Here is a 12094-nt window from a genome sequence, read left to right on the forward strand (position 1 = left end):
ACCCGCGCATGACTGGCTCCCCCTCACCCGGCCGTACGGCAGCGGCGCAGCGCGCCGTCCACGCGCACGGTGTGGCCGTGCTCGTCCAGGTACTCCAGCAACGGGATCGCGACGCGACGGGTGGTGTCCAGCGCCCGGCGCGCCTGGCTCGCGGTGAACGGCTGCTCCAGACGTGCGAGGACGGCCGTGGCCTCCGTGTCCGCGCCCGGCAGCAACACGATGCCCTGAGCGATCCGCAGCAGTGCCCCCGCGGTCTCGGCGGCGGCCAACAGCTTTGGGGTGAGCCCGAGTTCGTGCAGCCGCTCGGCCTCCGGGGCGCGGAACGGGGCGCCGGCGAGGTCCGCGCGGACGGCCTCGACGGCGGCCCGGACCTGGGGTGGCAGCGTGGGGCGGGCGTGGCGGCCGTGGATCCGGCCCTCGCTGGGCCGCAGGCCGGGCGACTGGGCCAGCAGCGCGTCGACGAGGGCGCGTTCCGGAACTCCGAGTGCCTGGCGGGCGGCCTCCAGGGGCATGCCGGGCTCCAGGGGGTTGCGGGCGGCGTGCTCCTCGACGGCTTCGGCGAGCCGCTCGCGCAGAGCCGCCCAGTGGTCCGGGTCCGCGAGCCATTCCCCGGCGACCGGTTCCGCCGGCGGGTGGACGCCCATGGCGAGCAGCTCCGAGCGGCGGATCAGGCCGCGCCGGCGCAGTTCCTCCGTCCCGTCGGCGCCGCCCGGCGCGGCCGCCCGCAGCTCCCGGTCCCGGGCCACCGCCGCGCCGCGCCGGGTCAGCCCCGGCGGGCGGACGTCGAGCACGGTGACCCCCGCCGGAACGCGGTGCTGTCCGGGGTCGCGCAGCAGCGCGCCGTCGCCGACGCGCAACGGGAGCGCTGCGGCCAGCCGCAGGCGTGCGGTGTCGTCGCCGAGCGGACGTACCGTCACCGGCACGGCCGCGGAGCCCGCGTGGAGGGTAAGTTCGCGCGGCAGGTCGCGGGCCGCGTCCCCGCGCAGCCGTACGTCCACGGTGTCGCTGGTCAGCCACCGGTCCGGAGTGAGCAGCGCGTCCCCGCGGCGCAGGGCCCCGGCACCCGGACCGCTCACGTTGACGGCGACGCGGGCGACCGCGCCGGCCTCCTGCCGTGACTCCTTGAGGCACTCCAGCCCGCGCACCCGAACTGCCCTGCTGCCGCGGGCGAGTTGGAGCCGGTCGCCGACGCGCAGGGTGCCCGCGCCGAGGGTGCCGGTGACGACCGTGCCGTGGCCGCGCACCGTGAACGCGCGGTCCACCCACAGGCGTACGTCCGCGTCGCGGTCGGGGTCGGGCAGCTCGCCGGTCAGCCGGGCGAGGGCCGTGCGCAGCTCGTCGAGGCCGGTTCCGGTGACCGCGCTGACGGCGACGCTCGGCAGTTTGCCCAGGGAGGACTCGGCGATCCGGGCGAGCGCCTGTTCTCGGGCGGCGCCTGGGTCGGCGAGGTCGCTGCGGGTGACGGCGAGCACGCCGTGGCGTACGCCGAGCGCGTCGAGGACGGACAGGTGCTCCTCGGACTGCGGTTGCCAGCCCTGGTCGGCTGCGACGACGAAGAGGACGGCGGGGACCGGGCCGACCCCGGCCAGCATGTTGCCGACGAGGCGTTCGTGCCCGGGTACGTCCACGAAGGCGAGGTCGCCCGCGCCGGGCAGCCGGGTCCATACGAAGCCGAGGTCGAGGGTCATGCCCCGGCGGCGTTCCTCCGCCCAGCGGTCGGGCTCCATGCCCGTCAGGGCGCGCAGCAGCGCGGACTTGCCGTGGTCGACGTGTCCGGCGGTGGCGATGACATGCACGGTCAGTTCTCCGTTCCGGGCCCGGGCGCCGCGCACCGGGGTGCGGCCTGACGTACCGCCTGTGCCAGGTGCGGGTCAGTGTCCTCGGGTACGGCCCGCAGGTCGAGCAGGCAGCGGCCGTCGTCGACGCGGGCCATGACGGCGGGGTCGCCGCCGCGCAGCAGGGGCGCGAACTCGGCGGGCAGGGAGACGGCGGCGCTCGGCAGGGTCACGCCCGGCGCTCCCCCGCCGCCGACGACCGCCTCGGTGTCGACGGCACGGCTGTCGAGGCCGTCGGCCCGCAGTTTCCCGGCGAGCCGCTCGGCGCGCTCCCGCAGTTCCGCGGGGTCAGCACGCAGCGCGGTCAGGGTCGGGGTGACGGGGCCGCGTACCGTCGCCTCCAGGGCGGCGAGGGTGATTTTGTCGACGCGCAGGGCGCGGGCCAGCGGGTGCCGGGCCAGCCGCCGTACCAATTCGGCGTCGCCCAGCAGCAGTCCGCACTGCGGTCCGCCGAGCAGCTTGTCGCCGCTGGCGGTGACGAGGGAGGCCCCGGCGCGCAGCCGGCTCGTGGCGTCGGGCTCGCCGGGAAGCGCCGGTTCCGGGGTGAGCAGTCCCGAGCCGATGTCGGCCACCACGGGCACGCCGAGCGGGGCCAGTTCGGCCACGGACGCTTCTCGTGTGAAGCCGGTGACGCGGAAGTTGGAGGGGTGGACCTTGAGGATGAAGCCGGTGTCCGGGCCGACGGCAGCCGCGTAGTCGGCGGGGGTGGTGCGGTTGGTGGTGCCGACCTCGCGCAGCCGGGCACCGGTGGACACCAGCAGGTCGGGCAGCCGGAAGCCGTCGCCGATCTCCACCATCTCGCCGCGGCTGACGATGATCTCGCGTCCCTGGGCGAGCGCGGTGGCGGCCAGGACGAGCGCCGCCGCCCCGTTGTTGACGACGTGGGCGGCCTCGGCGGCCGGGACGGCGCGCAGCAGGGCGTCGAGGACGGACCGGCCGCGCCGGGCGCGGACGCCGGTGGCGAGGTCGAGCTCCACGTCCGTGGTGCCGGAGGCGGCCAGGACGGCGTCGCGGGCCGCTTCGGAGAGCGCGGCGCGGCCGAGGTTGGTGTGGAGCAGGACTCCGGTGGCGTTGACGACCGGGCGCAGGGCGGCCGCGGTGGCCGGGAGGGCGGCGACGGCACGGTCGGCGATCTCGCTGACAGGCACCTCGCCGGCGCGTGCCCGCGCCTGTACTTCGGCGATCACGTCCTTGACCAGGTCCCGGCCCAGCCGGTGCGTCGCCGCGTCGAGCCGGGGATCGGCCAGGAGCACGTCGGTACGGGGCAGCCGCCTCCCCTCGTCGCCGCTCGGGGCGGCGGCCGCGGGGGCGGCGTGGTCGCGGTCCATCTCGGGCACCCTCGTTCTGGCGTTACCGGCTGAAACCCCTGACAGGCTACGGCCGTCGGCCGCCCCGGCAACCCCGCCACACCGGTCAGCGGGATGGCCGCCGGAACGAGGTCACTGACCGGCCGGTCCCTGGTCCGATCCCTGCTGCTGTTCCTGTTGCTCCCTCAGCGCACGCTCCTCCTGCTCCCGACGCCGGGCGTCGAGGCGTTCACGCTGGGGCTTCACCACGTAGATCGGGTCCTTCGTGGACTCCACGCCCGCCTCGAAGGTGCCGAAGCGCTGGTAGCCGCTGCCCGCGAGGAGGGCCAGGCCGCCGAGCACGGAGACGAAGCGGCTGCGCCGGGCGAAGGTGAGCGCGGCGAGCGCGCCGCCGATGGTGAGGTACTCCGAGATCTTCCGCAGCTTGTGCGGCTCGCCGTGGGTGAACGTGGAGGTCTCGAACGTCGGCAGGTGGTCGATTCTGTGGGCCGCCGCGATCTCGATGGCGGCGCCGAGGACGGCCAGCCGGCGGGCGGGGCCGGCCTGTGCCACCGGTGTGCAGACCATCGCGAAGCCCGCGCCGCTGGCGGCGGCGGAGCCGGTGAAGACGAACGGCATCTCCTTGTACGCACCGTGCCAGGCGGGCACCGCGGTGTCGGCGAGGAGGACGGCCGTGTAGGAGGCGAGCGCGGGGGCGACGGCGGCCGCGGAGATGCCGCTCACCCGGGCCACCCACTTCAGGGCGGTGCCGAGGGAGCCCTGGGTGCGCCAGGCTTTGGGCAGGAGTTCGACGATGCCGGCCAGCGAGCTGCCCGGGCCGTAGGACATCAGGATCCAGGTGCCCATCGACATCGGGGAGGTCGGCTTCGCCACCCGCATCATGTGGTGGAAGCGCAGGGGCCGGCCGAGGTCGCCGATGAGGAGGTAACTGCTCGCGAGCAGCGCCCCGAAGCTGCCGATGCGGGTGGAGCGGGCCAGGGCGGGCCGGCCGGTCAGGTCGGCGCCCACCGACAGCAGGGCGCAGCCCGCCGAGAGTCCGCCGGTGAGGAGGTAGGCGGGGACCATCCATTCCCACACCGGGGGCTTGAGCACCGGACGCCCGTAGTAGGACTTGAACTCGGCGTGCGGGACCATCGGCTCCTCGGCCCCGCCATGGCCCTTCTTCCCGCGCTTCCTGCCACCGTCGCCGGCCGCGGAGAACGTGGTGGCCATGGGGTCGCCGGCTCCCCCGGTCGTGTGCGGCGCGTGGTGCTTTCCGTCGCCCTCGGTCATCGACGGCCTCCCTTGATGAAGACGGCGGCGGATGCTGCCACCATGATCCCGGCGGCCGCGGCCGCGTGCTTCCACATGGACCCCACGTCCCGGGTGGTGACGATCGGGTCCGGCGGCAGTCCGTAGACCTCCGGCTCGTCGAGGAGCAGGAAGAAGGCGCCGTCGCCTCCGACTCCGTCCTCGGGATCACGGCCGTACAGCTGGGCGGACTCCACGCCCGCCTCGTGGAGTTGCTGGAGGCGCAGGTCGGCGCGCTCCCGCAGTTCGTCGAGCACGCCGAACTGGATGGAGTCGGTCGGGCAGGCCTTGGCGCAGGCCGGTTCGAGGCCGCCCTTGAGCCGGTCGTAGCACAGGGTGCACTTCCAGGCGCGGCCGTCTTCGGAGCTGCGGTCGATGACGCCGTAGGGGCAGGCCGAGACGCAGTAGCCGCAGCCGTTGCAGATGTCGGGCTGGACCACGACGGTGCCGAACTCGGTGCGGAAGAGGGCGCCGGTGGGGCAGACGTCGAGGCAGCCGGCGTGGGTGCAGTGCTTGCACACGTCGGAGGACATCAGCCAGCGGAAGTCGGTACGCGTCTCCACGCCGCTGGTGGCGCCGGGCAGTTCGAAGCTGGGGAAGCCCAGGTCCACCGGATCGGTGCCCAGTTCGCCGCCTGCCCGGTGGCCCTGGCTGATCGCTCCGGCGACGACGTCGGCCGCCGGCCCGGTGCCGGACGGTCCGGTGGGCAGGCCCACCAGACCGGCGTCCTGGTTACCGAGCCTGAGGTCCTGCTCGATGAAGGCGACGTGCCGCCAGCTGTTGGCGCCGAGGGAGCCGGTGTTGTCGTAGGACATGCCCAGCAGTTGGAAGCCGTCCGCCGGTACGCCGTTCCACTCCTTGCAGGCCACCTCGCAGGCCTTGCAGCCGATGCAGATGGAGGTGTCGGTGAAGAACCCCATCCTGGGCGGGTGGTCCTCCGGGTAGCCGGCGTCCCCGGACGGGTCCTCCAGCGGGCCGAAGAGACTGTTCTCGTTCCTTCTTCTCTCTTGCTTCTGTTGCGTCTCTTGCGTCTCTTGCTTCTTCTCGGTCATGAGGAGTCCTCCGACCCGTCCGTTCCGCCCGGTGACCCGTCGGGGACATCGACCGTCAGCTCGTGGGTGCCGGTGTCGAGGGTGATCCCGGCGCGGCGCCGGTAGTCCTCGACGTACGCCAGGAGTTCACGCCCGCGGGGGCGCCGGCCGGGCTGGATGTCGCAGGTGATGACCTTGCTCTCCTGGATCAGCACGTTGGAGTCGAGCACCACGGGGATCAGGTCGTTGACCACGTCGCCGACGGTGATGCCGAGGTTGCCCCAGTGGATGGGCATCCAGAGCTGGTGCACCGTACGGCCTTCGAGGTTCAGCGGCGCCAGCCGGTCGGTGACGACCACCTTGGCCTCCACCGCGGTACGGCTGGTGATCACATGGGCCCAGCCCATGTGGTGCAGGCCCCGCTCGGCGGCGAGTTCCGGCGACACCTCGACGGTCAGGCCGGGTTGCAGCTCCGTGAGGTAGGGCAGCGTGCGGCTCATCGCGCCGGCCGTGTGGTGCTCGGTGTACCGCGAGGCGGTGAACACGTACGGGAACACCTCGTGGTGGGGCTGGGGCGGCGAGGGGTTGTAGGGGTTGAAGGTCTTCTTGTAGATCGTCCGGGTCGGGTTGGACTGCTGCCCGTACAGGTGGTTGCGGGCGGGCGACTCCTCCGGCTCGTAGTGGGTGGGCAGGGGCCCGTCCACCAGGCCGGTCGGCGTGAACAGCGCCGCCTTGCCGTCGCCCATCATGATGAACGCGTCGTCGCCGGACAGTGCCTCGGGACCGTGCGCGTCCGGCTCGGCCTGGAAGTACGGCGGCTTGTGCCGCTGGAAGTCGGGCTTGTCGCCGCCGATCCACGTCCGGCTCTCCTCGTCCCACCAGACGAGCGCCTTGCGGGCGCTCCACGGACGCCCCTCGGGGTCGGCGGAGGCCCGGTTGTACAGGATCCGCCGGTTGAGCGGCCAGACGAAGGCCCACTCGCCGTCCGAGATCGGGTGCTCGAAGCGGGAGTTACGGCGCCGGGCGAAGTTGTACTCGTCCGCGTAGACGCCGGTGTAGATCCAGCAGCCGCACGCCGTGGAGCCGTCGTTCTTGAGGTACTCGTAACTGTCCAGCGTACGGCCGGTCTTCAGGTCGATGCCGTTGATGTGGCGCAGCACGTCCGCGGCCGAGGGTTCGTCGCCCTCCTCCATCTCGTAGTCCCAGGCCATGTCGAGGACGGGACGGTCGCGCTCGTCCTCCGAGTCCTGGAGCTTGGCCCGGATGATCCGGCCGAGGTGGTAGAAGAACCACAGGTCGGAGCGGCGGTCGTCGATGGGTTCGACGGCCAGGTCGCGCCACTGGATCATGCGCTGGGTCTGGGTGAACGTGCCGCACTTCTCCACGTGCGAGGCGGCCGGGAAGAAGAAGACCTCGGTGGGGCAGGTCTCGGTGGAGATCTCACCCCGCTCGATCTCCGGCGCGTCCTTCCAGACGGTCGCGCTCTCGATCATCGCGAGGTCGCGGACCACCAGCCACTCCAGATTGGCCAGGGCGAGCCGCTGGAGCTGTCCGTTCGCGGAGCCGACCGCGGGATTCTGCCCCATGAGGAAGTAGCCGTAGACCTTGCCGGCGATCATGTCCATGGTGGTCGCGTAGGTGCCATGGTCGCCGTCGATGCGCGGCAGGTAGTCGTAGCAGTAGTCGTTCTCCGCGGTGGCCGCGTCGCCCCAGTACTCCTTCAGCAGGGAGATCATGTAGGCGTCGGCGTTCCACCAGTAGCCCTTGCGGTAGACGTGCCGCACGTCCTCCACGAACTTTTCCAGCGTGTGGTGGGTGACGTTGGGCATCGGCATGTAGCCGGGCAGCAGGTTGTACAGGGTCGGGATGTCCGTGGAGCCCTGGATGCTGGCGTGTCCGCGCAGGGCGAGGATGCCGCTGCCGGGCCGCCCGAGGTTGCCGAGCAGCATCTGGACGATGGAGCCGGCCCGGATGTACTGGGCGCCGACGGTGTGCTGGGTCCAGCCCACGCTGTAGATGAGCGCGGTGGTGCGCTCGCGGCCGGAGTTCTCGGTCCAGGCACGGCAGACGTCGAGGAACTGCTGCTGGGTGATGCCGCAGATCCGCTCGACCATCTCCGGCGTGTACCGGGAGTAGTGCCGCTTGAGGATCTGGAGCACGCAGCGCGGGTGTTCCATGGTCGGGTCGGTCGCGATCGGGCCGGGTGGGCCGGTCGGGCCGGCAGGCTTCTCATGGCCGCCCTTCGCCTGTGCGGGGGTGGCGGAGATGAGCGTGCTGCCCTGCCGTCCGTCGCCTCCGCCGACCATCTCGTACGCCCAGCTGGAGCTGTCGTACGTGCCGGTCTCCGGGTCGTAGCCGCTGAACAGGCCGTCCAGGTCCTCGGTGTCCTGGAAGTTCTCGTTCACCAGGAACGTGGCGTTGGTGTACGCCTTCACGTACTCCTTGAAGTGCAGGTCGTTGGAGAGGATGTAGTTGACCACTCCGCCGAGGAAGGCGATGTCGGTGCCCACCCTGATCCGCACGTGCTGGTTGGAGTGCGCGCTGGTGCGGGTGAAGCGGGGATCGATGTGGATGATCCTCGTCCCGCGCACCTTGGCCTCGGTGACCCACTGGAAGGCCACCGGATGGGCTTCGGCCATGTTGGAGCCCATCAGGATGATGCAGTCGGAATTTGTCAGGTCCTCCGGGTAGTTGGTAGCGCCGCCACGTCCGACCGAGGTTCCCAGACCGGGAACGGTGGCGGAGTGTCAAATACGGGCCTGGTTCTCGATCTGCAGGGCGCCGAGGGCGGTGAACAACTTCTTGATCAGGTAGTTCTCTTCGTTGTCCAGCGCCGCGCCGCCGAGACCGGCGAAGCCCAGGGTCCGGCGCAGCGTCCGGCCCTGTTCGTCGGTGTCCTGCCAGCCCTTGCGCCGGGCGTCCAGGACCCGGTCGGCCACCATGTCCATGGCCGTGTCGAGCTCCATCTCCTGCCACTCGGTGCCGTACGGCGGCCGGTAGAGGACCTTGTTCTCACGCTGCGGCCCGTTGACGAGCTGCTCGCTGCAGGATCCCTTGGGGCACAGGCGGCCGCGGTTGACCGGACTGTTCGGGTTGCCCTCGATCTGGATGACCTTCTCGTCCTTCACGAAGACGTTCTGCGAGCAGCCGACGGCGCAGTAGGGGCACACCGAGTGCACCACCCGGTCGGCCTCGTCGACGCGTGGGATCAGATTGACCGATCGCTTGGACTGCACGGCCTTGCCGCGGCCCAGCCAGTCGGCACCGGTGATCTGCCGGTACACGGGCCACATGTCCAGCCACTTCTTGACGCCCATCCGCCCACTCCTTCGCGCACGCAGGGCCTGCCTAAGATCGACGCTACCGCCTTGCAGACACGCCGCAACTCCGGTGGAATGCCTGGCAATTCAGAGGGCATCACACCAGGAACGGCCGGGCGGCGCCGGGCTCAGCGCGTGTACGGCGCCGATCAGCATCCCGGCCGCCCGGTCGACGTCCGCCGCGGTCGTCCGGCGGCCGAGTGACAGCCGTACGGCGGCCGTCGCCCGGCCCTTGTCCAGGCCCATCGCGCTCAGTACGGGCGAGGGCGCCCCGGTTCCGTCGTGGCACGCGGAGCCGGTGGAGGCCGCGAGGTCCGGCACCGCGGCCAGCAGTTCGTGGCCCGTGGTGCCGTCGATACTGATGTTAAGTGTGCCGGGCAGACGGCGCTCGGCTCCATTCACGTACACCCGTCCGGGGAGGGCCTGGACGAGGTGCCGGTGCAGGCGGTCGCGCAGCTCCTGGACGTACGCGCCGCGGCCGGCCGCGAGGTCCTCGGCGGCGAGTTCGGCGGCGGCGCCGAGCGCCACGGCGAGGGCGACACTCTCGGTGCCGGCCCGCAGTCCGCCCTCCTGGCCGCCGCCGTACACCAGGGGTTCCAGCCGGACGCCCGTGCGGACGTAGAGGGCGGCGATGCCCTTCGGGGCGTGCATCTTGTGGCCCACCACGGTGAGCAGGTCGGCGCCGGTCTCCCGCACGTCCACCGGGATCTTTCCGGCCGCCTGAGCCGCGTCGCAGTGGAAGAGGGCGCCGTGCTCGTGGGCGAGGCGGGCCAGCTCGGCGACCGGCTGGAGGGTGCCGGTCTCGTTGTTGGCGGCCATCACCGAGACCAGGGCCGTACGGTCGTCCAGCGCCGCGGCCAGGTCGGCGGGATCGACCAGGCCGCTCTCGTCGACCGGCAGGTACGTCACCTCCGTCCCGTGCAGCCGGTGCAGCGCCCCGCACGTCTCCAGCACGGCCGGGTGCTCGGTGACCTGGGTGATCAAGCGCCGCCTGCCGTCCCCCGCGGCGAGGACGGCGCCGCGCAGCGCGAGGTTGTCCGCCTCGGAGCCGGAGCCCGTGAAGACGATCTCCTCGGCGTCGGCGCCGATGAGCGCGGCGACCTGGCGGCGGGCCCGGGCCAGCGCCTCGCGCGGTGCCGTGCCGTGGGTGTGTCCGCTGGAGGGGTTGCCGAAGTCGCCGGTCAGGAAGGGCAGCATCGCCTCCACCACCCGGGGGTCGACCGGGGTGGTGGCGTTGTGGTCCAGGTACACCGGACCGGGTTCGGGGACGGCGGCTCGGGGTCCGTTCACGGTGGTGCCTCACATGAAGTTACGGGTGTGCAGCGCGGACAGGGCGGCCGCCTCGTCGTCGGGGAACCCCAGGCGGGACAGGCGGTGGCGGCGCCCCTCGTCCATCTCGGCCTGGAGCCGTCGCACCGCCTGCCAGCCGTTCGCGATGGCCTGCGGTTCACCTTGGTGGGGAGTAGTTGCCAAATGTCCTATGCCGTCCCGTAGTCAAGCACTCCCTCCGGCGCAACCGGAAGCGCACGCGCCGCTGTTGGCCACGGGGTCGATCGCCGCACATGCGGGGAAATTTGACGGGGTGGCCGATTACCGACGGTGACCCGTCCACGAGTTGGTGATGCCCGTACGGCCGTTCTAAAGTCGATCTTGGTTGGCCCAGGCAACCTTTACCGGGCCCCACCCCCCACAGAAGTACGGCAACAAGACGCCGGCCCGCGACGACGTGCGCCGGCGCAGAAGGACCACAGATGCCCGACCTCGCCCCGCGCTTCCGCAGCCATGTCGAGGACATCCTCGACGCCCTGCGGGCGAACCCCGACCGCGAGGCACTTGTGCACGGCAACCGCCGTGTCACCGCCGGGGAGTTCCACGACCTGGTGCACCGGATGGCGTGGGCCCTGCACGCCCGGGGAGTCGAGCACGGCCAGACGGTCACACTGCTCAGCGGCAACCTGCCGGAGGCGATCGCCGCACGGTACGCCGCCCATCTGATCGGCGCTCAGGTCACGCACCTGTACAGCAAGCTCGCCGCCGACGTGCAGAGCACCATCATCCAGGACGTGGACACCCGGATCCTGCTCGTCGACCCCCGCATGGCCCGCCGGGCCGCCGAGATCGCCGGGGGCATCGACGTCAAGTCCGTGCTGATGCTCGGTCCCTCCGACATCGCCGAGGACCTGCCGGCGCTCGCCGCCGCCCAGTCCGGCGAGCCGTTCCCGAGCCAGGCGGGACCGGACGACATCTGCGCCATCCGCCACACCGGCGGCACCACCGGCCACCCCAAGGGCATCTGCACCACCTTCCGGCAGGTGCAGGAACAGCGCACCGCCCGCCCCGGCGGCACCGACACCGCGCCGCCCCGTCAGCTCCTCGTCACCACCATCGCCCACGCGGGCGGCATGCTCGCCGACGTCGTGCTGGAGACCGGCGGCACGGTCGTCCTGCACGACGACTTCGAGCCCGGCGAGGTGCTGCGCACCATCGAGCGCGAGCGCATCTCGCACCTGTGGCTGCTCCCGCCGCTCCTCTACCAGCTGGTCGACCAGCCGGACATGGAGCACACCGACACCTCGACGCTCCGTCAGGTCCTCTACGGCGGCTGCCAGTCCTCCCCGACCCGCATCGCCGACGCCGTACGGCGCCTTGGCCCGGTGCTGATGCAGGGGTACGGCCAGAACGAGGGCGGCATCATCAGCGTCCTCACCCCGGACGACCACGACCCGGACGACCTTCCGCGGCTGCGCACCGCCGGACGGATCGCGCCCGGCGTCGAGGTGGAGATCCGCGACCAGGACGGCAACGTCCTGCCCAACGGCGAGCACGGCGAGATCTGTGTCCGCTCCGGCATGGTCATGCAGGGCTACTGGAAGCAGCCGGAGCTGACCGCCGAGGTGCTCCGGGACGGCTGGCTGCACACCGGCGACATCGGCTTCCGCGACGACCACGGCTACCTGACCGTGGTGGACCGTCTCAAGGACATGATCGTCGTGGTCGGTGGCCACGTGTACACCACCGAGTTGGAGGACCTCCTCAACAGCCACCCGGACGTCCGGCAGAGCGCCGTCTTCGGCGTCCGCGACGCGGACCGCATGGAGCGGGTCCACGCCGCCGTGCTGCTCGCCCCCGGCGCCACCACCACGGCCGACGAGCTGCGCGCGATGGTGTGCGCCGAGCGTGGCGCGATGTACGAGCCCGCCGCCATCACCTTCCCGGCCGAGCTGCCCCTGACGGACGTGGGCAAGCCCGACAAGAAGGAGCTGCGCCGCCTCGCCACGAGCTGACCCTCACCGGGAAGCGAGTAAAGGGGG

8 protein-coding genes are annotated in these 12094 nt (G+C 71.9%); 1 reads left to right on the plus strand and 7 read right to left on the minus strand.

Annotation, left to right across the window (positions count from 1 at the left end):
• Positions 1-23: 23 nt before the first annotated feature.
• The 7 genes from selB to QFZ74_RS03590 all read right to left on the minus strand — a co-directional run bounded on the left by selB (position 24) and on the right by QFZ74_RS03590 (position 10256).
• Complete coding sequence (gene selB / locus QFZ74_RS03560; RefSeq protein WP_307619303.1) at positions 24-1796, minus strand: selenocysteine-specific translation elongation factor; 1773 nt, start codon at positions 1794-1796, stop codon at positions 24-26.
• A 2-nt stretch (positions 1797-1798) separates the two neighbouring features.
• Complete coding sequence (gene selA, locus QFZ74_RS03565) at positions 1799-3163, minus strand: L-seryl-tRNA(Sec) selenium transferase (RefSeq protein ID WP_307619304.1); 1365 nt, start codon at positions 3161-3163, stop codon at positions 1799-1801.
• A gap of 111 nt (positions 3164-3274) precedes the next feature.
• Positions 3275-4414: an NrfD/PsrC family molybdoenzyme membrane anchor subunit gene (nrfD, locus tag QFZ74_RS03570; protein ID WP_307619305.1), complete on the minus strand. Its 1140-nt coding sequence runs from the start codon at positions 4412-4414 to the stop codon at positions 3275-3277.
• Positions 4411-5484: a 4Fe-4S dicluster domain-containing protein gene (locus tag QFZ74_RS03575; protein ID WP_307619306.1), complete on the minus strand. Its 1074-nt coding sequence runs from the start codon at positions 5482-5484 to the stop codon at positions 4411-4413. The genes nrfD and QFZ74_RS03575 overlap by 4 nt, the downstream gene beginning before the upstream one ends.
• The gene (gene fdh / locus QFZ74_RS03580) at positions 5481-8780 is read right to left on the minus strand and encodes a formate dehydrogenase (protein ID WP_307619307.1); all 3300 of its coding nucleotides are present in this window, start codon (positions 8778-8780) and stop codon (positions 5481-5483) included. Before fdh ends, QFZ74_RS03575 begins: the two co-directional genes overlap by 4 nt.
• 90 nt (positions 8781-8870) lie before the next feature.
• Positions 8871-10073: a cysteine desulfurase family protein gene (locus QFZ74_RS03585; protein ID WP_307619308.1), complete on the minus strand. Its 1203-nt coding sequence runs from the start codon at positions 10071-10073 to the stop codon at positions 8871-8873.
• 9 nt (positions 10074-10082) lie between these two features.
• A complete protein-coding gene (locus tag QFZ74_RS03590) occupies positions 10083-10256 on the minus strand; it encodes a hypothetical protein (protein WP_307619309.1) in 174 nt (57 codons plus the stop codon).
• A gap of 278 nt (positions 10257-10534) precedes the next feature.
• Here QFZ74_RS03590 and QFZ74_RS03595 point away from each other — a divergent pair, with 278 nt between their 5' ends.
• Positions 10535-12067, plus strand: a complete 1533-nt coding sequence (locus tag QFZ74_RS03595; RefSeq protein WP_307619310.1) for an AMP-binding protein — start codon at positions 10535-10537, stop codon at positions 12065-12067.
• Positions 12068-12094: the final 27 nt, after the last annotated feature.

Source organism: Streptomyces sp. V3I7 (assembly GCF_030817495.1).
Classification (GTDB): domain Bacteria; phylum Actinomycetota; class Actinomycetes; order Streptomycetales; family Streptomycetaceae; genus Streptomyces.